The organism is Crossiella sp. S99.2 (assembly GCF_023094165.1).
In the GTDB taxonomy this organism is placed as follows: domain Bacteria; phylum Actinomycetota; class Actinomycetes; order Mycobacteriales; family Pseudonocardiaceae; genus Crossiella.
The window spans coordinates 693029-716993 of the sequence record NZ_JALMDK010000002.1; the positions used below are offsets into that span (position 1 = coordinate 693029).

Consider the following 23965-nt stretch of genomic DNA (forward strand, 5'->3'; position numbering starts at 1 on the left):
GCTGTTACCTAATCTTTATCGTCATTGTTTGCTGTCATTTGGAAGCAAAGAATGCGTAGAAGGCTCGCGTGCGTGCGCCCGCGTAGGGCTTGTGTCGGGCCGCCGGTCGAGCGGCTCCATGGTTTTTCCTGCGACGTTGAGGCGTGAGAGCGGTCAGGACTTGCGCTGCGGCCCACCCCTTGCCCTTCGGGCTATTACCGGATCGCCACCAAAACGCCACCAAAACATCGTTACAGCAGCTCATAGCCTATTACCGGCGATCAACAAATGATCTTGATCCGCCTTCGCGACATGTGCGCGCCGAGGCTGTAGATGATCTTGGTGGCGACTAAGAGTGGGCAGTCAAGATCATCGGTGGCGCTTTGGAGGCCATTTGGTGGCGGTTTCGTGGCGTTTTGGTGGACCTGATTTGGCTTCCTTGCCTGGTCACTGTTTCTCGGACCATGCAAAGGAGCCGACATGGCCCCGAATCGCACATTCCGTCGCACGCCTTTCGAGCATGACTCGCTGCCGCTGGATTCCGCACGGACGGCCTTCGAGTGGTTGGTCACCGGCCCGAGTCCGGTCTCCATTGAGGGCTGGCGCTTCCCCGGCCTGCCCCGCCGGCGAGTGCCCCTCGACGAACTGCGCGACCTGCTGCTCGACGCCACCCTTCCGATGTCGACCGTGGACCCGATCTGGGTCCACCTGGTCACCCGCTCCCGCGACGAGGGCGGCACCTGGACCGTGGCATGTGTCGGTGTCGCGCTGCCCGCGCTGTTCGCCATCGCCGCCGAGTTGTCCGCCCCGTACGCCGACGACCACCGCGACATCCACGCCGCGATCCTGACCGGCTTCCTGGCCGAGCTGGCCACCATCGACCTCGCCAGGCCGTGGGTCATGTGGCGGCTGCGCTGCGCCGGGTTGCGCGCGGGACACCTGTTCATCCGCGACGCGCTCGACCGCCCGATGCCGACGGACGAGGACTTCCACTCCAGCGAACCCACCCCGCCGTGGGGGCACCCGGACTTCGTCCTCGCCCGCGCCGTCGCCGACGGAGCGATCACCGGCGACGAGGCCGAACTGATCGGCTCCACCCGCCTCGAGGACACGACGCTCACCGCCGCTGCGGCCGACCGCGGCGTCAAGGTCACCGCCCTGCACTGGGTCCGCAGCCAAGCCGAAGCACGCCTGCTCGCCTGGCTCACCGACCAGGCCCCGCACGACGACCCCGCTGACCGTCGTGAGCGCGACGTGGAGATCCGCGCGGTGAACGCGACAGCCATCACCGATGCCGCGAACAAGATCATCCGCACGCCGCACCGGCCGACCCGAAAGTCACGAACGGTAACCAAGATCGGCGGAAAGTCGTTGGTCACGGTTCGGTCACGCGCCTGGAAAAAGGCCCCCGAATCCGGAGTCGAGGGCTGCGGGAGGACCCCAGCCGCTCCCGCGCACACCACCTCGCTCGACCGCCTCGCCGGAACACCCCGGCGGCTGTCGAGCACGACTCCGGAGGTGCCGCGATGCGCCTGACCCATTCGCCCATCCGCCGTCGGCCCGACCGCCGCTCGCGCGACCGTCGGCCTTGCCGCGGACCCGTCACCCTGCCTCGCGGGGCGGCTCGCCGAGCCCGGCGGACCAGCTCGTGTACCTCGCTCCCTTCCACTGGCACCGCAGCCACACCTCGGATCTCTTCCTTGTCAGCGGGCCGCCGCCGAAACACCCTCCGGCGCAAGCTCGTCGTGCTGATCGGCGTGCTTGTGGTCGCGCTGTTCGTGCCCGCCTCGGCCGCGCACGCGGACACCGTCGTGGTCGCTCTGGCCGGATCTGTTGATCAGGTTCTGACCAACATCCGCAACTGGGTGATGGGCGTGCTCGCCGGTTTGGCGACCGTCTTCCTGTCCATCGGCGGAGTCCGCCGAGTCATGGGCGGCGGCGATCCAGGCGAGCAGGAGAAGGCCAAGGAGTGCTTCAAGGCCGCCGCGATCGGCTACGGCCTGGCCGCCCTCGCACCCCTGGTCGTCACCGTGCTCCAGGGCATCGTGGGGGCCTGAGCCATGTCCACGACCAGGCCCACCCGTCGTCGGACATCAGCCACCCCGACCGTCCACAGCCTGCGCCCCGACGAGCCCACCCAGGCTCGCGCGGAGGCCACCGGCGCCAACCGGGAACTGCTCGCACCTCCGGCCGCGAGCACGCGGCGTGCCGGTGGCCGGCGCACCCGGCCCGGACGATGGGTTCGGCGGCTGCGCATGACGCGAAGCCGAGCGCTGGTGATGCTGGCGCTGAGCCTGGTCGTCCTGCTCGGCGGCACCCTCGCCGTCAGCGCCGCCGCAACGCCCGGTGGTCCGGCCGCCGCACAGCCCGCGCCCACACCACCGCTGCCGCTGCCGACCGTCGACCCGTGCACACCCGACTCGCCGTTGCCGGTCTGCCACCTTCCCGCGCCCGCGCCCACGACCACGCCGCCGCTCACCGGCGTCCCGCTGCCGATCCCGACCGGGCCGAGCACGCCGGTGACGTGCTTCCCCGGTTCGCTGCAGTACGAGTGCACGCACCCGTCCACCACGGCACCGGCTCCTCCCCCGTGCACGGGGGAGGGCTGCATCCCGCAACCGCCGACCTCGGCGCCGCCCACCAATCCCGGCACCGGTCAGCCCGGCAACGGCGATGACGGCGAGGCCGACTGCGGGATCACCGACATCGGCGGCTGCATCACCAACGCGATTAACGCCTTCTTCCGGGGCATCGTCACCGCCGCGTTGAACCCGCTGCTGGACTTGCTGTCCAAGACGCTGCTGACCACACCGACGCCCGACTCGCTGCCGCGGATCGGGGAGCTGTGGACCAACTCCTGGCAGATCCTGCTCGCCTGCTACGGGATGTTGATCCTCATCGCCGGGATCCTGGTGATGGGCTACCAGACCCTGCAGACCCGGCACTCGATCAAGGAGATCGCGCCCCGGATCGTGGTCGGGTTCCTCGCCGGAGCCCTGTCGCTGTGGGTGGCGACCAAGGGCATCCAGATCGCCAACGGACTGGCCCAAGCGGTCATGGGCGGCGGCTTGGACGCCAGCTCGGCCGGCGAGACATTGAAGAACCTCGTCCTCGGGTCGCTCAACGGCGGGATCTTCATCATCTTCATCGGCATCTTCCTCGCCGGGATGCTGATCGTCCTGCTCGTCACCTACGTCGTGCGGGTCGCGCTGACGGTGATCCTGATCGCCGGGGCACCGATCGCGCTGATGTTCCACGCGCTCCCGCAGACCGAGGGCATCGCCCGCTGGTGGTGGAAAGCGTTCGGTGGCTGCCTGGCCATCCAGGTCGTGCAGTCGCTGACGTTGATCACCGCGATGAAGGTGTTCCTCGCGCCCGGCGGGTTCACCTTGTTCGGCCCGACCGTCAGCGGGTTGGTCAACCTGCTCGTCGCGCTCGCGCTGATGTACATCCTGTTCAAGATCCCGTTCTGGGTGTTGTCGTCGGTCAAGGGCAGCGGCGGTCGTTCGATCCTCGGCTCGATCGTGCGCGGCTTCATCGCCTACAAGACCTTCGGCCTGCTCGGTGGCCGAGGCGGCGGTAACCGCAAACCACGCCCGTCCGGCGGCGGTGGCGGTCGCGGTGGAAACGGCGGCGGCGGTCGCGGACCGACGGACCCCTACGCCCACGCCCGCACCACCGCTGACGGCCAGTACGTGCTGCCGCTGGCCGGTGTTCGCCGCAGCCGCCCGGCCGCCAAACCCAGGCCCGCTCCCACGCCGAAACCGAAGGCCGGGCAGGGCCGCCAGCTGGCGCTGCCACTCGGCGACGACTGGCCGGAGAACAAGCCGGTCCTCGGACGCGACGGCCAGTACCGGCTGCCGCTGGACGCCGAGCGCGTCAAGCCGACGCCGCCTCCGGCATCACCCAACCAGCCGGGCGGTCGGCGCCGGGGCGGGCAGCAGATGGAGCTGCCGTTCGACCCCTACAAGGGCAATCGGCCAACGCGCTCCGGGCAGTACCCGCTGCCACTGGAGGGCGTGCGCCGCACACCGCGCCCGTCGAGCCCGCCGCCCCCGGCCGCACCCCCGGCTCGAACGCGCGGCACTCAGATGGAACTGCCCTTCGACCCGTACAAGGGCAACCGGGCCGGCCGGAGCGGGCAGTACCCGCTCCCGCTGGAGGGCGTGCGCCGCACACCGCGCCCGTCGAGCCCGCCACCGGCGACGCCACCGCCGCGACCGGCCTCGCCCGCCGGGCAGCAGCTCCGGCTCCCGCTGGACCTGCCGAAACCAGCGCGGCGTCCCTCGCCGCCACCACCCAAGCCCGGAGGTAAGTCGTGACTTCGCCTGTTCGCATTCCCGCCGACGTCGACATGGCCGACAAAGTGATCGGACCGTTGACCGCCCGCCAACTCGCGATCCTCGCGGTAACCGGCCTGGTGCTCTACGCCGGGTGGACCACCACTCGCGCGGTCGTGCCGCTCCCGGTGTTCCTCGCACTGGCCATCCCGGTCGGGGTGAGCGCGGCCGTCATCGCGCTCGGCCAACGCGACGGGATCTCGATGGACCGGCTGCTGGTCGCCGCGATCCGGCAACGCATGGGACCGCGCCACCGCGTCGCCGCCCCCGAAGGCGTTCGCCCCGCGCCGGAATGGCTCACCAGCCAGACCGCCGCCACGAGCGCGAGCCGGACCGCGGGCACCGGCAAGGGCAAGTCGGCCAAGGCGAAGGGCAAGACGCCGGTGCCTGAGCAGATCTCGCCGTCGGCGTTGCGGCTGCCCGCCGAGGCGGTCACCGACACCGGCGTGGTCGACCTGGGCACCGACGGCCTGGCCGTCGTCGCGGTCGCTTCCACGGTGAACTTCGCGCTGCGGACACCGTCCGAGCAGGAGTCCCTGGTCGCGTCGTTCGGCCGCTACCTGCACAGCCTGACCGCGCCCGTGCAGGTGCTGGTCCGCACCGAACGACTCGACCTGTCCGGCCAGATCGCCGAGCTGCGGGCGCGCGCGGGCGGGTTGCCGCACCCGGCGCTGGAAGCAGCCGCTATCGAGCACGCTGACTACCTGGTGCAGCTCGGCGAGCAGACCGACCTGCTGCGCCGCCAGGTGCTGTTGATCCTGCGCGAGCCGATGGGCGCCGCTGGGCCGACCGATGGGCTCGGCGGTCCCGGCCCGCTGGCGGTGTTGTCCTCGCTGACCCGCGGCAAGCGTCGCGCGAATGCCGAGACCACCCAGGCGAGCGCCGGGGCGCGCCGGGCGGCGGAGTCACGGCTGGTGCGCCGCCTCAGTGAGGCGATCGAGCTGCTCGCGCCCGCCGGGATCGTGGTCACCCCGCTGGACGCCGGGCAGGCCACTGCCGTGCTCGCCTCGGCCTGCAACCCCGACACCCTGCTGCCGCCCTCGGCGGCCCTGGCCGGTGCCGACGAGGTCATCACCACCGCCGCCGGCACCGACCTGGACGACGGCGACCTCGCCGAGGACCGCGCGTTCTGGCAGGGCGACGGCCGTGCCGCGGTCGACCAGGACGACTACGGCCCGGACGACGGCGAGGTCGACGACTGGGACTACGAGGACGAAGACGACGACTACCCGGAGAGGGGGCGGTTGTGATGACCACCCGAACGCGGCGCGGCCAGCGCCGTCCCAGCACTCGGCCCGCCGCGCACCACCGGGCAGCCGCGTTCACGCCGGACGCCCTGTCCGTCGGCGCCCGGCATCTCGAGGTCGGCAACGAGTGGGTGTCCAGCTTCGCTGTGACGGGGTTCCCGCGTGAGGTGCACCCCGGCTGGCTCGCGCCCTTGTTGACCTACCCCGGCCGCCTCGACGTCGCGCTGCATGTCGAGCCGATCGACCCGGCCACCGCCGCCGCCAGGTTGAAGAAGCAGCTCGCCAAACTCGAGAGCGGCCGGCGGCACACCGCCGAGCACGGCCGCCTCTACGACCCGCAGGTCGAAGCCGCCACCGAAGACGCCTATGACCTGTCCTCCCGCGTGGCGCGCGGCGAAGGCAAGCTGTTCCGCGTCGGGTTGTACCTCACCATCCACGCCCCGTCCGAGCGGGCGCTGGCTGACGAGGTAGCGGCGCTGCGCTCGCTGGCGGCGAGCCTGCTGCTGGACGCCAAGCACACCACCTACCGGTCACTGCAGGGCTGGGTGTCGACCCTGCCGATGGGCCTCGATTTGATCGGGATGCGCCGCACCTTCGACACCTCGGCGCTCTCGGCGGCGTTCCCGTTCACCTCGCCTGACCTGCCCGCGGCCGACCCGACCTCGGTGGCCGCGCCGTCCGGTGTGCTCTACGGCTACAACGTCGGATCACAGGGGCTGGTGCACTGGGACCGTTTCGGTGAGGGGATGCACAACCACAACAGCGTGATCCTCGGCCGCAGCGGCGCGGGAAAGTCCTACTTGGTCAAGCTCGAACTCTTGCGCAGCCTGTACCGGGGAATCGAGATCGCGGTCGTCGACCCGGAGGACGAGTACGCCCGCCTGGCCGCCGCCGTGGGCGGCACCTACGTCCATCTCGGTGCCCGCGACGTCCGGCTCAACCCGTTCGACCTGCCCATCCACACCCGCTCCGACGGCCGCCGGACCGCACCGAAAGACGCCCTGGTGCGGCGGTCGCTGTTCCTGCACACCGTCATCGCGGTGCTCGTCGGCAATGAGTTGGAAGCCGCCGAGCGGGCCGCGCTGGATCGGGGTATCGCCGCGACGTACCAATCGGTGGGGATCACCGCCGACGCCCGCACGTGGACACGGCCCTCACCGACCTTGCGGACCTTGCGCGACCAGCTGGCCACCGCGGGCCAGACCGGCGACCGGGCCGCCGCCGAGCTCGCCGCACGGTTGCACCCGTTCGTCGAGGGCGCGTTCAAGCAGCTGTTCGACGGCCCGACCACCACCAATCCCGAAGGCCACCTGGTGGTGTTCAGCCTGCGGGACCTGCCCGACGAGCTGAAAGCCATCGGCACGCTGCTCACCCTGGACGCGGTGTGGCGGCGGGTGTCCAATCCCGCGATCCGCCGCCCGCGCCTGGTGGTCGTGGACGAGGCGTGGCTGCTGATGAAAGAGAAGTCGGGCGCGGAGTTCCTGTTCCGCATGGCCAAAGCCTCCCGGAAACACTGGGCTGGCTTGACGGTCGCGACCCAAGACACCGCCGATGTGCTCGGGAACGATCTCGGCAAAGCCGTGGTGGCCAACGCAGCGACCCAAGTGTTGCTGCGGCAGGCGTCGCAGGCCATCGACGAGATCACCCAGACCTTCGACCTGTCGGCCGGAGAACGGCAATTCCTGCTGTCGGCGGACCGAGGTCAGGGATTGCTGTCAGCGGGCACCCAGCGCGTCGCGTTCCAAAGTATTGCCTCGCCCACCGAGCACTACCTCGTCACGAGTAATCCGGCCGAACTCGCCGGATACGCCGCGGACGTCGACCCCGGTGACTCCGACGCCGAGGAACAGTCCTTCGTGGACCTGGGCTTTGCCAGCGAGCACGCGTACGCGACTGAGGGCGATGAGTTCGGTTCTTTCGGTGCTGATGACGACATCGAACTCGACGCCGCCTGACACCGACCGTCCCTTTTCCGATTGAGCATTTCTTACTTTCTTGGAAGGACCCGTAATGCTTTCCTGGATACCGGCTGCCCTCAACCACCCCGAGCTGTCCCATGCGCTGGCTGCTCACGGAATCGTGCGGACGGGCCTGACGAATGGGTGGCTCGGGGACTACCTGCGCGACCCCGGCGGTGCGCTGCTCACGCTGCTGGGTCATTTGCGGGACTGGGCGATCACCTGGGGGCCGTTTGTCGGCCCGGTGCTCGCCGTCGGCATCGCGGGCTTCGTGATCGGCCGGCGCCGGTGGGCGCGGCGCTGCCACGCGAGGCTGGTCGCCGACGCCCGCCAGGTCACCGTCCTCGCCCCACCCACCGTCGATCCCGCGGGCGGTGCGGCCTTGTGGTCCAACCTCGTCGGGCTGCTGCGCCCGGCCTGGCGCCGGTGGTTCACCGGCCAGCCCCATGTGGCCTGCGAGTACACGTTCTCCGAGGCGGGTGTCGGCATCCGACTGTGGGTGCCCGGCGTGATCCCACCCGGCCTGGTCGAACGCGCCATCGAGGCCGCCTGGCCCGGCTCCCACACGCGGGTCGGCACCGCCGACCCGCCCCTACCACCGCCCGGTGACGGGCAGCGGCGGCTGGTCGTCGGCGGCGAACTCCGTCTCGCCCGCTCTGAGGCGCTGCCGATCCGCACCGACTTCGACGCCGACCCGCTCCGCGCCCTGATCGGCGCCCCGGTCGGGCTCGGGCGCGACGAGTACGCCTGCGTGCAGATCCTCGCCCGCCCGGTGACTGGCCGCCGGGTCGCCCAAGCCCGGCGCTCCGCGCGGCGGGTGCACACCGGCGGCTCCACCCGCGTCGTCGGCCGCCTGCTCGACCTGGTCACTCCCGGCGTGAAGTCCGGACCGGCCCGGCGCGCGGCGAAGTCCGGGACACTGCACAGCGATCCGCAGACCTCGCTCGAGTACGCGGCGCAGAACCGCGCCATTGTCGCCAAACAGCGCGGCTCGCAGTACGAGACGGTCATCCGCTACGCCGTCGCCACCCTCCTGCCCGCCGACGCCGCCGAGAACGAGGTCCGCCAGGCGCGGGACGTCGCCCGCGGACGGGCACACGCGCTGGCCGCGAGCTTCGCCTCCTACACCGAGCACAACCACTACACCCGCCACCGCGTCCGCCACCCCGGCCCCGTGCTGGCCGACCGGCGCCTCGGCAAGGGCGACTTGCTGTCCGTGGCCGAACTGGCGGCGCTGGCGCACTTGCCGACCGACGAGGCGATCCCCGGCGTGCAGCGTGCCGGCGCCCGCGCCATCTCGCCGCCACCCGGCATCGCCACGCCCGGCCCCGAGGCCAAGCCGATCGGAGTCACCGACACCGGACACGAACGCCCCGTGGCGCTACGGGTCCCGGACGCGCGGCACCACTTGCACGTCATCGGCGCGACCGGCTCCGGTAAATCCACCTTGCTGGGGAACATGATCCTCGCCGACGCCGAGGCCGGGCGCGGGATCGTGCTGATCGACCCCAAGGGCGACCTCGTCACCGACATGCTCTCCCGCCTGCCCCGCTCGGTGGCCGATCGTGTCGTGATCTTCGACGCCGACTCAAAGTCCCGGCCACCGTGCCTGAACCCGTTGGACGGCGGAGAAACCGACCTGACCGTCGACAACCTCGTCTCGGTGTTCCGGCGGGTCTACAGCGCGTTCTGGGGGCCGCGCACCGACGACGTGATGCGCGCCGCCTGCCTGACCCTGCGCACCCAGGAAGGCGTCGCCACCCTCGCCGATCTGCCCAAGCTGCTGGCCGATCCCGCCTTCCGATCACGAGTCACCGCCGGGATCACCGACCCCGTGCTGCGCGGGTTCTGGTCCTGGTACGAGGAACTCACCGACTCCTCCCGCAGCCAGGTCATCTCGCCCTTGATGAACAAGCTGCGAGCCTTCCTGCTGCGCCCGTTCGTCCGCGACGCCATCGCGGGCGGACATTCCACAGTAGACATGGCGGAGGTGCTCGACGGCGGGATCTGCCTGGTGCGCATCCCGAAAGGCTCGCTCGGCGAGGAGACCACCCGGCTGGTGGGGTCGCTGGTGGTCGCCCGCACCTGGCAGGCCACCACCGCCCGCGCCCGCACACCGCAACGCCAACGCCGGGACGCGTCGATGGTGATCGACGAGTGTCACAACTTCCTCAATCTGCCGTATCCGATCGAGGACATGCTGGCCGAGGCACGGGGCTTCCGCGTCGCGATGACGTTGGCGCACCAGCATCTTGGCCAGCTGCCCCGCGAGTTGCGGGAAGGCATGTCCACCAACGCTCGCAGCAAGATCTTCTTCAACGCCTCCCCAGAGGACTCCCGCGAGCTGTCCCGCCACACCGCACCCCGACTGTCCGACCACGATCTGGCGCACCTCGGCGTCTACCACGCCGCCGTACGGCTCGTGCTCAACGGGGAAGAGGCACAGCCGTTCACCATGCGCACCCAGCCGCTTCCTCGCGCGATTCCCGGCCGCGCACGAGAAATCCGCAGCATCGCCCGCCGTGCCTTGCGCAGCCGAGTTCCCGGTGCCACCGCGTCCGCGTCCGGTTCGCAGGCACCAACCCGGCCTCCGCAGCGGCCCGCCGGGACCCCGGGGCAGACGCGGCCGACCAGCGGCGAACGCCGAGGCCAGTCCGGCGTCCGGGCGCGCAGCGCCGACCCACGCCGCCAGCAGTCCTGACCCGACTCGGCCACACCACAAAGACGGACGGAAGTCCTTTCCGCTCAACAACCCGGAGGTTCGCGTCATGATCACCAACCCCACCAGGCAGCGCACTCTTCGAGGCCACAAGGCGACCCGGCCCACCCCTCGCGCCGCGAACAACACCGATCACCAGGCGGTGCTGGCGTGGCGGCTGACGCCGCGCGATCGGTGGATCATCCGGATGCTGCACGAGCACCGCGTACTCACCGCCCACCAGATCACCGCGCTCGCGTTCCCGTCGTTCCGCTCGGGCCGGATGCGGCTGCGGGAATTGTTCCAGTGGGGCGTGGTGGACCGGTTCCAGCCGTTCATCACCGTCGGCACCGCGCCGATGCACTACGTCCTCGCGCCCGCCGGGGCCGCGGTGCTGGCCGCCGAGGACGGCTTGGACGTCAAGGAACTCGGCTACCGCCACGATCGCGCCTTCGGGGTAGCCCATTCGCTGCGGCTCGCGCACACCGTCGGTGTCGCCGAGTGGTTCACCGCATTGGTTGACCGCGCTCGCCACAGCGACACCGACGAGCACAGCGCGCTTGGAGCGTGGTGGTCGGAAGCCCGCTGCGCTCGGCACTTCGGGGACCTCATCAAGCCCGATGCCTACGGCCGATGGGCCAGCGCCGGTGGGGAGATCGAGTTCTTCCTCGAGTACGACTTCGGCACCGAGGTCCTGGCCAAGCTCGCCGGGAAACTGGCCGGCTACGCCGCGCTCGCCGAGGCCACCGGGATCACCACGCCGCTGCTGGTGTGGTTGCCGACCTCGCGGCGCGAGGCCACTGCCCGCCGGCTGCTGGCGCGGGCCTGGCGCGAACTCGACGATCCGCGCTCGGTCCCGGTTGCCACCGCCGCGGCCGAGCTGCTCAACCCCGAAGCCGCGCACCCCAGCCCCGCCGACGAGGTCTGGCTACCCCTGGACACCACCACGGGCAGCGCGGGGAGCGCCCGGCGCGAGTTGCACCGGTTGCTCGACGCCTGGCCGCACGTCGCGCCACCCAGCACCGAGGCGGGCAGCGAGTCGGCTCTCGGGCCGGACTCGACGCTGGCGCTGATGGCCCCGGCGCCCGCGCCGATGCCGCCGGCCCCCATCTCACGCGGACCGAGCACAGGCAGGCGGTGAGTACCCGATGATCCTGAAAGTCGGCGCCATCGTGATCGGCGTGATTCTCTTCATCCCGACGTTGATCGGGAACGGAGTGTCAGCCGCGATCTCGGCCCTGTTCGGTAGTGGAAACAGCCAGCCCAGCGCGACCGCGCTGGCCGACATCCCCGCCGACTACCTCGCGCTGTACCGCGCGGCGGCCGGGGAGTGCCCAGGGCTGGACTGGTCGATCCTCGCCGCCATCGGCAAAATCGAAAGTGATCACGGTCGCTCACCCCTGCCCGGCGTCCACAGCGGCGAAAACGGCTATGGGGCAGGCGGGCCGATGCAGTTCAAGTCCGCCACCTTCGACGGAGTGCTTGCCCGCCACCAGATCCCTCCAGGCGGTGCCAGCCCACCCTCGCGTTACAACCCACACGACGCCATCTACGCCGCCGCCTTCATGCTCTGCGACGACGGAGTGCGGCGGGGTGATCTGCGGGCGGCGATCTTCGCCTACAACCACGCCGACTGGTACGTCAAACAGGTCCTCGACCAAGCCAAGCAGTACGCCGACGCCGCCGCGACGGTCGGCACGGGCGACTGCAACGCCATCCAGGCCACCAACGCGGTCGCGGTGGCGGCGATCAACTACGCCTGCGGGCAGAGAGGACTTCCGTATGTCTGGGGCGGTAATGGGCCTGATGGCGGGCACGCGGGTTTCGACTGTTCGGGGTTGACCAAGGCGGCCTATGCCGCCGCCGGAGTGACCCTGCCGCGCACCGCTCAGACCCAGTTCAATGCTGGTCCCCACGTTCCGGCCGGGCAGCCACTGTTGCCGGGTGACCTCGTTTTCTACGGCACACCAAACAACATTCACCACGTAGGTCTCTACATTGGTGGAGGTTCCATGGTGGACGCGCCGGACTTCGGCCAGGTTGTGAAGGTGCAACCCTACCGGTACAAGGGAGATGACTACGCAGGTGCTACGCGTCCCGCCGGTTCTGTTGTGGCGTAACGGAGTCTACGTCGCCGAAACCGGAGCCGACCATAGCAGAGAACGGTCGGCCGTCGCTGTCGACGAGCAGGATGCGTTGGGTGAACAGCGGCGGCGTGGTGGCGTCGAGTGCAACAATGTTGTGGTAGCTGGCCAGTTCGAAGAGCGTGTGGGTCACCTCGCGGATGGTGGTGCGATCCGGGTCGGCCTCGACCGATAGGCCCTCGACCCGGATCTCCAGCACCCGCTGCTGCGGCAGCACGGTAATCACGGTGCTCACGTGCGTCGGGATGCCGCCGTCGTCGCGCAACTCGGCGATGTCTTCGGCCAGCCGCACGGCGGCGGCCTCCACGGTGTAGCCGAGGCCGACCCCGGCACGTGCGCCCCACAGCACTAGGCAATCCACTGTGGACTCGGAGCGTGTCATGGTGATACTCCTACGGTCAGCCGGATCCGCTGTGTGGCAGACGAATCGACCATCACACGGCGGATCCGGCGCGGACCGGCATCGGGTTAGAAGGGGGCGGGTTACTTACCGCGCCGTGCGCGGAGTTCCGCGCGAAGGTCGCCCAACGTGCGGCCGTCGGATGCCCGCCGAAATGCGTTCCAGCCGTTCTGGTGGTTGCCACCCAGTGCGGTGGTGGCACCACACGGGTTGGCGAAGACACGGCCGTCGGCGAGGATGAGGGTGCCGTCGACCCGGATGCGCGCGGTGTGCCGGACTCCGAGGTTGCGGCGGTTCCAGACCAGTTCCTCGCCCGCCGTGACCAGTCCGGCGTCCAGCAGTTCGGCGATGCCGCCGCGCGCCCACTTGATCAGCGGCGGCGAGGTCGACGGCGGCGGAGTCTCCGACCAGATGGCGGCCTCGGTGGCGTCGCCGTGCAGCCCCATCACGGCGGCGGCGGTGGGCGCGACGAGATTCGGCCAGCCGTCGTCGAGCCCGTGCCACTGGCCGACCCGCTGCCAGCGTCCCTGGTATGCCAGCAGCATCTCGACATCGGTGGCGTGGTCACGGGGCAGCGGGTACGTGGGATCGGCCGGGTGGGTCAGGCGCACGACGAGGTCGCCGTCGTACAAGCTGTCGGCCGGGGGCTGCTCGGCTATCCAGTTGCCCGCGAACAATGCCACCTCGCCCGCGCGGTCGGGGTCGGCGTCGCCGATGATGTCGACCGCCGTCACGAGCATCGCCCACACGTCGTCGGGGCATCGCATCGGCGGCGGCGCGAACGCCGGGGCGAGGATCATCGTGTCCGGCGGCAGCCCCTCCCACGCCCGCATCGTCGCCTCGTCGTGCGGCTGTGACGCCCTGGCGGTCGCGGTGGTGTCATCGGGCTGGGGATCGGTTCGCGGTGCGTCCACGGCCGCGTCGGCGGCCAGTTCGGGTGGTTCGTGGATGTCGCGGTCGGTCATCATTGTCTATGCGCCCCTTCGGTTTCCGGGTTAGCGGCCGGGTGGCCGACGTGTATGGACGCTTCGTGACCGCGTGGTTGTCAACGGACATGTGCGCAATGGGGCCGAAGTGGACCCGTGTGGCGCAACGATTCCCAGGTCCGCGCCACCGTCTACACGAGACAGACGTCTTGTTTGCCGAACCCGCTTGACTTCATGGGCCGAAGGAAGCGTCCATAGTCGTGTAGCCCGAACACACCGGCAGCGCACCGGGGGCCACACCCGCTCCGGCCGGGGCATGACCACCCGCCACCGATCATGAACGCGAATCGAGGGATGTCATGTCCAGCAAGACCCGCACCCGCAAAACCCGCACCACCACCGCCAGCGCGACCGGATCCGCTCCGACGTTGCGGCCGGTTCCCGAGCAGACCGTCGCCGCGAAGGTCCGCACGGACACCGAAGACAAGCTGTGGGAGGCGTTGCACGCCGCCCCGAACAGCACCGCCGCCGACCTGTCCGCAGCAGCGAAGATCGGGAAATCGACCGCGCAGAAGATCCTCGCGAAATGGGCCGCCGACGGCAGCGTCACCCGCACCGCCGGGATCGCCGAGGGCGGGCGGCGCGCCGCCGACCTGTGGGCGATCACCGAAGTCGACACCACCCAGACCGACCTGACCCCGGTGGACACCGCTGCGGCGGAGGACGCTGACGCGACCGACACCACGCAGGCCGAAACGGTCGCCTCGGACGCAACCGACGCCGACGACTCCGCAGTCACGGAGGAAGACCCCGTCGAGCAGACGGACACCGCAGCCGATGGCGCGCAGGACCCGGCCGACTCCGACGACGCCGCCCCCGTGGATGCCGAGCCTGTTGTCGCCGAGGTGAACGACCCCACCGCCGCCAACGGCGCGGACGGCGCGACGACCGACGGCGACACGACGACGGAGAATGGCGCGGACGCGACGGACGAGAAGAAGGCACGGTTGGCACCCGGTGGGTTGCGCGGGATGGTCGAGGACTACCTGCGCGATCACCCCGGCGAGCAGTTCGGTCCCACCGCGATCGCGAACGCGTTGGGCGGGAAATCCTCAGGCGCGGTGAGCAACGCGCTGGACAAGCTGGTCGAGAGCGGCGTGGCGGCGAAGACGCAGGACAAGCCGAGGCGGTTCGCGCTCGCCCCGGCAGAGCAGGAAGCGGCTCCCGCGCCGACGAACTAATTTAACGCCCGAACGAGATGGCGAATGTGGTTGTGTCCCAACGGAATTCCCGTTGGGACACAACCACATTCGCGTCCGCCCGCTATTCGGTCGGCAGATCTCCGGGCAACGGGGTCGGCGCGTGTGCCTGGTCGGCGAGATGCGCCCACCACGAACCGGTGTCCTGGACCGACACGGCAACCCCGAGCGCGACCAGCACCCGCAGCACGTAGACCTCGATGAACGAGATCTGGTTGCGCACAACCTCGTGCGTTGCCGCGAAATCGCCTGCGTCCAGGGCATCGCTGAACGCTTGGTCGGCGGCGCGGTTGTCGCGGTCGGCCTCACACAACGCCGTCAGGACGGCATCGGTCGCGACGGCGTGCCCGGCTTCAGCTGCCCACGAGACGGCAGCCTCGGCGATCGCGGTCATCGCCCTGGAGTCGGCGACCGCCGCCCGGCCCGCGCTGTCGGGCGGGGCGTTGAGCACCGTGATCCACCGATGCCCGTCGGGGCTGTCGGCCAGCAGCAGAGCGGTGTCGCTGTCGCCGACGACCGCGATCAGCACGGGCGCGGCCGTGGCCTCGACCAGCTCGGCGGCCCAGCCGGGTATGTCCGGGGATTCCCCCATGACAGCGGCGAGCTGCCAGTGGTCGTCGCGGCGGCTGACGAGCTCCGCCTCGTGCGGGGCCAGCATGTCGATCAGCGAGACCTGAGTGCGGGCGAGGATGAGCGAACCGGTGAAGCCCATGATCGGAACCTTGTCGTTCGGCGTGGTCAGCGCGGTGGCCACGGGTGCGGTTGATGGGTGCGGTGGGCGGTGACGGCCTGCGCGGCGACGTCGGCGGCCGACTCCAGCAGCTCACGGGCGTGGTCAGGGTTATTGCCCTCGGCGTAGCGGTCGGCGTCGAGCACGAACCGCAGCGCGGTCACTACACGCCCGTTAGCGAACGTCGCATCGGCAGGCAGCACGTGCAGGCCACGAGCCGGGCCGGGCCGCAGCAGGCCGTGCATGACCTCGCGGACGGCTGACGCGGCGAGGTCGGCCAGAGGCCAACGCCGGCCCAGCAACGTACTCCGCGGCGCCGGCCACGGCGAGGGCGACCTCGCCGCGGTGCGCGAGGTAGGCCGGCGGCAAGGTGGCTCTGATCGGGATCGGCAGGCCCCGGAAGCCGGTGTAAGTGAAAGTCGCGGTCTTCGGCGTGGTGTCACCGAACACGGGCAGCGCAGCGTCCGGACCGGTGGCGACCCCGGCACCGCCGTCGGGGCGGCGCGGGTCGGGCCGGAACCACGGACCGCCGTGGGCGGACACAAGCGCCTGCCCGTCGGCGAGGGCGTAGGCGTACCAGCCGCTGCTGGTGGTGGCCAGCCACGGCCAATCCGCCTTCCCGTCCGGGCCAGGTACGGCGACGAACCCGACCTCGGCGGCCCGCTGGCGCACGAGCAGTGCGGCGACGGCCATCGCGAAGCCGTTCCGATCGGTGGCGGAGAGCACGGCGGTCGTCTCGGCGTCGCCCGCCGCGCCGAGACGAGCCAGCTCGGCCGGGCCGCCCACGTCGGCCAGTGAGCCCAGCCAGCGGGCGTTCGGTCCGGTTCCGACGTAGAAGTCGGCGTGGTCACGGGGCATGCTGGTTACCTCCGGGCGGTAGCGCGGCCGAGGTCAGTCGGCCTTCACCCAGACGCACCGAGCGGGATCCCAGGTCGCCTCGGTGTAAAGGCGGTTGAGGTCGGGAAAACCAGGGCCGATCATCCAGCCGAGTTGCTCGCAGTCGACCAAGCCGGGCCACCACCCGGTCCAGACGTCTCGGCCGCAGTCATGGTCGAGGTCGCACATCAGCCGCTGCAGCCCGGTCACCAGGCACCGCGCGACGTCACACCCGCCGTCGTACTCGTCGTATTCGTGTGGCTCGCCGACGGCGACGGCGCAGTCCGGACAGGTCGCCTCGAAGTCCAGGAGGCGGACCTGATTGCTCTGAGCGTTTTCGTTGTTGTCGTTCATCGCGCCTCCTGTGTCCGACGGGTTCATCGTCGGGCTCGTCCCAGAAGTTCGTTCCATGCTTTGGCCTCGTGCGACGCGTTCATCCGGATGGACTTCCACGCCGGGTTCGTCTCGGCGATCGCGAGCTCGGTGACCAGTGACGACCCCTGGGTCATGACCTCGGCGATCCGCAGGTGCATCGACGCGGAGTCCATCGCTCGCCGGTACTCGTCCGGGTCGGAGGCGTAAAGTCGCTGTGCGTTCGCAAACTCGTCTTCGGCGGCGGCGCAGTGATCGGCGGCGGACATGGCCTGCCTCGTGATGGATGGTGTTGTTGTGACGGCCTCCGACATCGTGAACTCCTGTTGTTCTAGTAGGGAATGGGATCGGTTACGTCGGTCTTACTGCGACACTCTCTGTTGGACACGCAGCCACGCGCGCCCGGTCGTGATCCACACCCGACCGTGGGCGAACGTGAACACCCAGTCCGTGTCGTGGCTGTCGGGCCACAACCACGGCCAGCCGTTGCGTGGGTGGTAGCCGTGCCCGTGGTCCTCATCGGCCCACACGTCGAGCAGGTCGGTCACGGCGTCGGCGTAGGTGAGCGGGTCGGTTGCGTCCAGTAGCAGCCGTCCACATGCGATGGCGCGCACCGTGGCGGGGTCGGCGTCGCCTTGGAGTGAGCCGAGCCAGACGGCGTGCGGTCCGCGCCCGTCGTAGAAGTCGGCGGTGGTGGTCACCGGTCACCTCTGCGGCGGGCGGATCGCGTCGCGGAGTCGCTGTTCGATCTCGAAGCTGTCGCGGGCGGTCAGAATGGTGGTCAGCACGAGGACGGCGTCACCTTCGGAGACCGGGTTCACGGGTTGGCCGTCGAGGGTAAGAGGACGGCCGAGGGCGGTCACGATGTACCAGTCGGACTGGCGGACGCGGTCGGCGCAGTAGTAGCTGCCGACGAGTGCCCCGTCGCGGGTGACGGTGCCGTACAAGGTTTGTTGTGCGTCGGCGGGGTCGGCGACGATCGCGGTCACCTCGCAGCCGTTCTCCGTGAAGCGACGGCTGACGGTCTCGGGAACTTCATACGGTGTCATGGTGATCTCCTGTGGGTGGGGTGTTTCCTATACCCGGCTCGGAAGGTCGAAGTAGCATTCGTCGTCGCAGTCCTGAGCGCCTTTGCTTGCTACGAAAGGGCATTCGTCGCGGTGGGCTTTGGTGAAGGTGACGCTGCCGTCGGGGTGCTCGAAGATGTGCAGCGTTCCGCCGTTGTTGGTCGCCCACGTGATGTCGTTCGGGGCGATGCGGCATTCGGCGTTGTAGCCGCTACTGGTGGCCAGCAACGCGCTCACCGCGCGGTAGAGATGGGGTGACAAGCTCACCGTGGGCGGCGGTGCGGCGAGAATCTCGGCGGCGCGATGCAGCAGCCGCTCGGCGAGCGGGCCGAGGACGGCGGCGGCGTTGACGTCCAGGCTCGGGGGTGGGGTGTCGTGCCACCAGTTGTTGAGATCGTCGGCGGCGAGGCTGGTCCAGTCTGTCTGGTCGGTGAGCACCTCGGCGACGGCACCGCTGTCGTTGAGGTAGACGCCTCGCTCGAGGTGGGCGCGGACGGTGCGCCCGGCTATCTCGACGACGCGGGTGTAGTGGTAGCGGGCCGGGGTGGCTCCGGCGTCCTGGTCGCGTTCGGTGATGGCAGTGGTCATCGCGGTCTCCCGTCGGATGGGTGGGTTTGTCGCGGTTCAGCGGGTGGCGAGTGCGGTGCGCAGGTCTGACAGCGGGCGGTCGTCGCGGGCACGTCGCCAGAGGTGCCAGCCGTTGACCGTGGAGCCCGCGAGACTGGTCGCGAGCGCGGTGACGGTGGAAACGGCGAACTCGTGCGGTCCGCCGTCGTGCAGGACACCGCCCTGCCGGACGGTGGCGGTGTGCCCGTTCCACACCAGCTGCTCGCCCACCTCGACGAGTCCGGCCTCGATCAGCTCGGCGAGGGCATCCGGGTGCGCGCGAGGCGCCGGCGAGGCCGCCGCGGACTCGCCGGCGAGTCCGGCAGTAAGCAGTCCTGGAGGCAAGGCGGCGGCGATCGGTCCGGTCAGCGTCGCCCACTGGGCATCCTTGAAGGCGACGTCGGCGAGGTAGCGCATGTGCACGAGTGCCGACATCGCCACCTCGTGCGGCCAGCGCGTGCCCACCGCCTGCCACGTGCGGACCGTGGTCCACCCGCCCTGGGTGGCGGCTACGACCTCGACGTCGGCCACGGCGAGGTCGTCATCGGCGGGTGCGAGCAGGCGCACCACGACGTCTCCGGTGTGCAGGGCGGCGGGCGGGGGTGCGGGCAGCCACACGCCCGCGAGCAGGTCGGTGGTGTCGGTGGTCCGTACCGCCACCACGACCAGCCCCCACATCCCGTCGGGCGGGCGTAGCGGCACGGCGCGGGGTGGTGCCGGGGCGACCAGCACCGACTCGGCCGGAAGGGCGACACAGGCGTGGTTGGTCCGTGTGGTGTTGCCGGGGGCGTTGCTGGTCACGACGTGACCTCCTTCGGTGTGGGTTGCGGGGTTCCGGACGTGCCGAGGCGGGCGTCGGCTCGAGGCCGCTAGCCGTTCACAGCGGGTAAGCCGAGGGCACAGCCCGGTTGGTGGATCGACTCGTCGCGGGCCTCGTCGGCGATCGGGCTGTCGCCGTCGGGGTCGAGGTACTCGCCGAGGTCGCCCAAGGTGGCGATGCGGGTGACCGGGACCTCGGCGTCACAACCGGGGCAACGGTCGAGGAGCAGCCAGCCGTCGCCGGGGGCGGTGAAGTCCGGGATAAACCGCCACGCGCGCCCGGTCACCGGGTCGGTGACGGTGATCAGGTCACCGGGAACCGGTCCGGTGCGGGTGCGATAGATGCGACGCGGGTCATCGGTGACGAGCACGCCGTCCACACCGACCTGCAGGGCGGCGGCGATGGTGCGCGCGACACGGGCACGGCGTGCCCAGCGGTTCCACTGGTCGGCGTCGTCGTGGCGGTGGTGGAATCCGTCGGGGTCGGCGGTGCGGTGGGCGCGCGCGGCGTGCAGGGGCACGCTCGGCCAGCGCGGCGGTAAGTCCGGGCGCGGTCGTGGTCATCACGACCACCCCAGGGCGTTGGCGGCGAGCGCGGGCAGGTACCCGACCTGCGCGCCCGCGCCGAGCCACACCACGGGCGGGTCGGTGCGCGTGGGGCCTTCGTACTCGGCGTCGTCCGGGGTGCACGCGACCCGCGCGAGGAGATTCTCCAGCGGGTAGCCGGGTTGCGTGGCGAGCCGTACCGGGGCGGTCGGGTCGTACTGGTCGAGGGCGGCGATCAGGTCACCCACGGTCGCGATGTCGGTGTTGGTCATCGAAAGTCATCTCCAATTCCGGGGTTCCGGGTGCGGGTTGTTCAGCGGGTGGCGCGCAGGGCGGCGGTGGCGGCGCGGCCAATGGCCTGCGCGGTGGTGGTGGGGTCGGTCATCACGTGCACGGTCGCCCCGGTCATCGGCTTGCGCCCAGGGACGTCCGGGGCGATCCACAACACGGCGCAACCGGTGGCGCGCAACCGGTCGAGAAGCTGCTGCCCGTTGCGGCGGGGTCCGTCGCGGAACTTGCCGTCGGACACGATGACCAGCAACCGCGCGGCACCGGGGCGCGACAGCCCGAGCGCGCCGTCGAGGGCCTCGATCGCGGTGTCGATGGCTTCCCAGTTGTCGCGGGTGGCGAAGTCGGTCACGGCGGCGGGCGTCTTGCCGGGGCGGGTGATCGGGCGGACGTGGTGCCCGAAGATCACGGTGGCGGTGTCGGCGGGCACCGGACTCTGCGCGGCGGCGTTGGCCAGAATCCACGCGGTCGAGGCGACCGGTTTCGCGAAGCTGCCCATGGACCCGGACACGTCGCACGCGATGCCCAGCCGTAGCGGCGGGGTCGGGACCGTCGTGCGGGTAGTGCGGGTGAACGGTTCGGCGGTCGGCATCGCCCCGGCGGCCAGTTGCGCCTCGCGTGCCAGCGCGCCACGCATCCGAAGGCGTCCGGGCGGAATCGGCGAGGTCGTCTTCGTCGCCACCCGGTCACGGACCCCGGCGGTGGTCAACGCGCGCCCGAGCACCCGCGCGGCGGTGCGTTCGCCCGTGGTCGGCGGGCGGGTGCCGATCGTTTCGGTGCGCCCGTCACGGGGACCGCCTACCGTGAACACGGTGCGGGCGGCGTCGTCGGCCTTCTTCGCGGCGGCGTCGGCGGCGGCCTTCTCGCGGGCGGCGATCTCGGCGGGGTCCTCGGGCAGCTTCGCCCGCGCTACCGCGCGCGTCACCTTGCCCAGTACCTTGCCGATCACGTCGGCCAACGGGGACGGCGACGGGGTGCCGGACGGGTCCGGGGTGGCGGACGGGTCGGCGAGGTGCGGCGGGGTGGTGTCGGGGTCCGGTCCGATGATCTCGCACCACTGGCGGCCGAGTTCGATCATGGCGGCGGTGTCGTCATCGGCGGTGCGGAATGCCTTGCGCCACAACGCCCGCAGCTTCCCGAGTTTCTCCGCGCCGAGTACGTCTTCCACAGCACGCGCGACGGGCGCGGTTTCGGTGCGGGTGAGGATGCCGCCGTCGGTGCGCCCGAGGAACAGGGCGGCGGTGTGGGCGGCGTCGCGCGGGGTCATTTTCGGGGCGAAGGCGGGGTCGTCGAGTTTCATGCCGCCCGTGACGATGGTTTTCACGCACGCGCGCAACCAGTGGCGGTCATCAGGGCGGCGGCGGATCTGTGCCTGTTCGATCCGGGGCTCTTCCAGCAGCAGCGCGGCGTCTACCGCGCCGGGGTCGGCGTCGGTGGGCACGTCGGCGAGCCACCGGGTGTGTTTGCTGTGCGCGCATTCGTGGGTCAGCGCGCCCCACGTGGGGGCGTAGCGTTTCCGGTCGCTGATCCGGTGGGGTTTGGCGGTGGCGGGGTCGACCGGGTGCAGGTGCGTACCGTCGACTTCGATCATGGCGGTGGCGGGCAGGAAACACGCCGGGGCACCCTGTCCCGCACCGGGCGCGATGGTGACCAGTAGGTCGTCGCGGTCGGCGATCGCGGGGACTTCGGCGGTCAGTGCGGCGGAGAGCGCGTCCCATCCGGGGGCGGCGGGGAACACTGCCGACGCGGTGGCGGCGGGGTCGGCGATCATGTGCGCGGTCATCGCGGTGTGTCCTTTCCGGACGGTTCGGGCGGGGCGGTGGGTCAGATACGGGCACCGAGTGCCAGCGGGGCAACGGTTTTACCGAAGGCGATCTTGACGGCGGTGGCCACGATGTCGCGGTCCTCTTCCGGGGCGGTGCCGATCAGGTTCCCGGCGGCGGCGTCGGTCCCCAACACGTCGGCGATCTTCTGGAATGCCAGCAGTTCGCGCAGTTGCGGTGCCCAACGGATCTCGCCGCCCGCCTGTCGGGTGGACAGGTTGCGCGCCACGGACACGGCGCGGGTGTCGATCTTGAGTTGCGTGGCGAGGTCATAGTCGGTGGACACCTGGATCTGCACGGAAAACCGCGACGCCAACGCATCGGACAGCACCGCGCCGTGCACGCCGGGGTTGTGTCCGGCCACGACGTAGAAACCGGGGGCGGCGTCGATGACCTCGCCGCCGTTGGCCTTGATCATGATCTGGCGGCGGCCGTCCATCGCGGGGTACACCACGGCGAGCACGGTCGGCGGTATGAGCGTGGCGTCGTCGATAAACAGGGTCCGGCCTTCGCGCATCGCGCGGACCAGCGGACCGTGCACGAACACGAATTTCCCGTCCGGGGTCTGGGTGTACTCGCCCACGATGTCGGCGACCGTGGTGTCCCCGTCGCCCTGAACCGTGACCAGGTCACCGAAAGCGGCCTCGACGACCGAGGTCTTCCCGGTTCCGGGTGGTCCGTACATCAGGGCGGCGACCCCGGCGTCACGCAACTTGCGCAGCGCGGTCACGTCCGGAAGTCCGGACAGCTTGCGCGGGTGGTAGAGCTGCCCGTTCGGGCGCGCTACCGGACCGGTCACGGCCGGAGTCGCCGGGGCGGCGGGCGTGGTCGTCGCGGGCGGTGGCGTCGTCGGGCGGGGCGTGCGGGGGCGGCGGGGTGTGCCCGACGGGACCGCCACGGGCGCGGCGGCGGCGTCGGCGGTGGTCGGGGTCGACCGGTAGCGGACCGGTTTGGTCGAGGTTTGTTCGGCGTAGCCCCCGGCGGTGAGCGCGGCGAGCGCGTTGCCGATCGCGCCCGATGACTTCCCGCCGAGTGCGGCGGCGATGTTGCGCGGGGTCAGTTCGGTGCCCGCCTGATCGGTGAGGACTTGCGCCACCTGTCGGCGGAGTTCGCCGTTGGGCAACCGCCCGCCCGCCGGGGCGGCGGTCGTCGTGCCGGATGCCGCCGGGGCGGTCGTCGGCGTGGCTGGCGTGGTCATCGCGGGTGGGTCCTTTCGATCTAGTGCGGGGCGGCGGGGAACGGTCAGGCCGCCACGGCGGCGGTGTCGTCGATGACGTCGGGCGCGTTCTCGTGGGCTTCGGCGGCGGCGTCGGCCGATTCCGGAGTGTGGCCGTATTCGACCCACCCGCAGTAACAAAACGCGGTCACCGTGTTGTCGGTTTCGGTGGCGGTGTCGGCGTAACACATAATCGGCCCCATTCGTCGGACATAGCTCGCGCCGGGTGTGGTATTCGGTGTGGTTTCCGGTTCCCCCGGTGGTAATTCAATTATCACTCTGCCGCGCGCCGCGCGCAATAGAAATAGCCGCCCATTTTCAAGACTCTTTTCGCGATGTTCGCCGCCGCCATTCCCGGCGAATAGAAAGTCGTCCGTGCGGTCACAATTCCGGCCGCCGTTGCGCCGATTTCCGCAGGCCAGTGACCCGGCCGCGCGCCGGCCGCCGCGGACAGGAATGGTTCGGCGGGACATGAGGAATGACGTCAATGAACAGCAAGAAATAAAACAAACAAATAGGAAAGGGGGGTAAGGGCGAGCGTAAGATAGATAGAAAGGGTGACCAAGGGAGCAGCATGGAAGCGACGACCACCCAGCCCGCCCCGATGTGTCTACCGGCTTGTGGACAAGCGAGTCTGGGATACCAGCGGATCCCCCGATGGCCCGCATGAC

General features: G+C 70.4%; 25 protein-coding genes. 9 read left to right on the forward strand and 16 right to left on the reverse strand.

Annotated features, from left to right (window positions below; translation table 11 throughout):
* Positions 1 to 459 precede the first annotated feature (459 nt).
* From MZC64_RS09790 to MZC64_RS09825, 8 genes are all read left to right on the forward strand, one after another.
* Positions 460 to 1515 carry a hypothetical protein gene (locus tag MZC64_RS09790; RefSeq protein WP_247763001.1) on the forward strand — a complete coding sequence of 352 codons (1056 nt, stop codon included), beginning with the start codon at positions 460 to 462 and terminating at the stop codon, positions 1513 to 1515.
* A 155-nt stretch (positions 1516 to 1670) separates the two neighbouring features.
* Positions 1671 to 2036, forward strand: coding sequence for a pilin (locus tag MZC64_RS09795; RefSeq protein ID WP_247763377.1), 366 nt, complete (start codon positions 1671 to 1673; stop codon positions 2034 to 2036).
* A gap of 198 nt (positions 2037 to 2234) precedes the next feature.
* Positions 2235 to 4301 (forward strand): hypothetical protein, encoded by a 2067-nt coding sequence (locus tag MZC64_RS09800; protein WP_247763003.1) that lies wholly within the window; start codon positions 2235 to 2237, stop codon positions 4299 to 4301.
* Positions 4302 to 4333: 32 nt separating this feature from the next.
* A complete protein-coding gene (locus tag MZC64_RS09805; RefSeq protein ID WP_374205688.1) occupies positions 4334 to 5569 on the forward strand; it encodes a PrgI family protein in 1236 nt (411 codons plus the stop codon).
* On the forward strand, positions 5569 to 7521 hold the full coding sequence (locus MZC64_RS09810; protein WP_247763006.1) for a VirB4 family type IV secretion system protein: 1953 nt from the start codon (positions 5569 to 5571) through the stop codon (positions 7519 to 7521). The genes MZC64_RS09805 and MZC64_RS09810 overlap by 1 nt, the downstream gene beginning before the upstream one ends.
* Before the next feature lie 55 nt (positions 7522 to 7576).
* Positions 7577 to 10225, forward strand: coding sequence for a helicase HerA domain-containing protein (locus MZC64_RS09815; RefSeq protein WP_247763008.1), 2649 nt, complete (start codon positions 7577 to 7579; stop codon positions 10223 to 10225).
* A gap of 67 nt (positions 10226 to 10292) precedes the next feature.
* Complete coding sequence (locus MZC64_RS09820; RefSeq protein ID WP_247763010.1) at positions 10293 to 11363, forward strand: replication-relaxation family protein; 1071 nt, start codon at positions 10293 to 10295, stop codon at positions 11361 to 11363.
* Between the two features lie 7 nt (positions 11364 to 11370).
* Positions 11371 to 12342, forward strand: a complete 972-nt coding sequence (locus MZC64_RS09825; RefSeq protein ID WP_247763011.1) for an NlpC/P60 family protein — start codon at positions 11371 to 11373, stop codon at positions 12340 to 12342.
* Here MZC64_RS09825 and MZC64_RS09830 read toward each other — a convergent pair.
* Positions 12311 to 12748: a hypothetical protein gene (locus MZC64_RS09830; RefSeq protein ID WP_247763012.1), complete on the reverse strand. Its 438-nt coding sequence runs from the start codon at positions 12746 to 12748 to the stop codon at positions 12311 to 12313. The genes MZC64_RS09825 and MZC64_RS09830 overlap by 32 nt on opposite strands.
* Positions 12749 to 12849: 101 nt before the next feature.
* Positions 12850 to 13734: a hypothetical protein gene (locus MZC64_RS09835; RefSeq protein WP_247763013.1), complete on the reverse strand. Its 885-nt coding sequence runs from the start codon at positions 13732 to 13734 to the stop codon at positions 12850 to 12852.
* Positions 13735 to 14051: 317 nt separating this feature from the next.
* Here MZC64_RS09835 and MZC64_RS09840 point away from each other — a divergent pair, with 317 nt between their 5' ends.
* Complete coding sequence (locus MZC64_RS09840; protein ID WP_247763015.1) at positions 14052 to 14933, forward strand: helix-turn-helix domain-containing protein; 882 nt, start codon at positions 14052 to 14054, stop codon at positions 14931 to 14933.
* Between the two features lie 82 nt (positions 14934 to 15015).
* Here MZC64_RS09840 and MZC64_RS09845 read toward each other — a convergent pair whose 3' ends face one another.
* The 14 genes from MZC64_RS09845 to MZC64_RS09910 all read right to left on the reverse strand — a co-directional run bounded on the left by MZC64_RS09845 (position 15016) and on the right by MZC64_RS09910 (position 23767).
* Positions 15016 to 15705: a hypothetical protein gene (locus MZC64_RS09845; protein ID WP_247763016.1), complete on the reverse strand. Its 690-nt coding sequence runs from the start codon at positions 15703 to 15705 to the stop codon at positions 15016 to 15018.
* On the reverse strand, positions 15690 to 15845 hold the full coding sequence (locus MZC64_RS09850; RefSeq protein ID WP_247763025.1) for a hypothetical protein: 156 nt from the start codon (positions 15843 to 15845) through the stop codon (positions 15690 to 15692). The genes MZC64_RS09845 and MZC64_RS09850 overlap by 16 nt, the downstream gene beginning before the upstream one ends.
* A gap of 10 nt (positions 15846 to 15855) precedes the next feature.
* On the reverse strand, positions 15856 to 16539 hold the full coding sequence (locus tag MZC64_RS09855; protein WP_247763028.1) for a hypothetical protein: 684 nt from the start codon (positions 16537 to 16539) through the stop codon (positions 15856 to 15858).
* A 33-nt stretch (positions 16540 to 16572) separates the two neighbouring features.
* Positions 16573 to 16911 carry a hypothetical protein gene (locus MZC64_RS09860; protein WP_086780758.1) on the reverse strand — a complete coding sequence of 113 codons (339 nt, stop codon included), beginning with the start codon at positions 16909 to 16911 and terminating at the stop codon, positions 16573 to 16575.
* A gap of 23 nt (positions 16912 to 16934) precedes the next feature.
* Entirely contained in the window at positions 16935 to 17243 is a 309-nt protein-coding gene (locus MZC64_RS09865) for a hypothetical protein (RefSeq protein ID WP_026469331.1), read from the reverse strand.
* 48 nt (positions 17244 to 17291) lie between these two features.
* Positions 17292 to 17630 (reverse strand): hypothetical protein, encoded by a 339-nt coding sequence (locus MZC64_RS09870; protein WP_247763030.1) that lies wholly within the window; start codon positions 17628 to 17630, stop codon positions 17292 to 17294.
* A 3-nt stretch (positions 17631 to 17633) separates the two neighbouring features.
* On the reverse strand, positions 17634 to 17978 hold the full coding sequence (locus MZC64_RS09875) for a hypothetical protein (RefSeq protein ID WP_247763031.1): 345 nt from the start codon (positions 17976 to 17978) through the stop codon (positions 17634 to 17636).
* 27 nt (positions 17979 to 18005) lie between these two features.
* A complete protein-coding gene (locus tag MZC64_RS09880) occupies positions 18006 to 18584 on the reverse strand; it encodes a hypothetical protein (RefSeq protein WP_247763033.1) in 579 nt (192 codons plus the stop codon).
* Positions 18585 to 18620: 36 nt separating this feature from the next.
* Positions 18621 to 19403 (reverse strand): hypothetical protein, encoded by a 783-nt coding sequence (locus tag MZC64_RS48580; RefSeq protein WP_247763035.1) that lies wholly within the window; start codon positions 19401 to 19403, stop codon positions 18621 to 18623.
* A gap of 68 nt (positions 19404 to 19471) precedes the next feature.
* Positions 19472 to 19942 (reverse strand): hypothetical protein, encoded by a 471-nt coding sequence (locus MZC64_RS09890; protein WP_247763036.1) that lies wholly within the window; start codon positions 19940 to 19942, stop codon positions 19472 to 19474.
* Between the two features lie 42 nt (positions 19943 to 19984).
* Positions 19985 to 20239 (reverse strand): hypothetical protein, encoded by a 255-nt coding sequence (locus MZC64_RS09895; protein WP_247763038.1) that lies wholly within the window; start codon positions 20237 to 20239, stop codon positions 19985 to 19987.
* 41 nt (positions 20240 to 20280) lie between these two features.
* The gene (locus MZC64_RS09900; RefSeq protein ID WP_247763039.1) at positions 20281 to 22038 is read right to left on the reverse strand and encodes a vWA domain-containing protein; all 1758 of its coding nucleotides are present in this window, start codon (positions 22036 to 22038) and stop codon (positions 20281 to 20283) included.
* Between the two features lie 41 nt (positions 22039 to 22079).
* Positions 22080 to 23276 carry an AAA family ATPase gene (locus tag MZC64_RS09905; protein WP_247763041.1) on the reverse strand — a complete coding sequence of 399 codons (1197 nt, stop codon included), beginning with the start codon at positions 23274 to 23276 and terminating at the stop codon, positions 22080 to 22082.
* A gap of 44 nt (positions 23277 to 23320) precedes the next feature.
* The gene (locus MZC64_RS09910; protein ID WP_247763044.1) at positions 23321 to 23767 is read right to left on the reverse strand and encodes a hypothetical protein; all 447 of its coding nucleotides are present in this window, start codon (positions 23765 to 23767) and stop codon (positions 23321 to 23323) included.
* Positions 23768 to 23965: the final 198 nt, after the last annotated feature.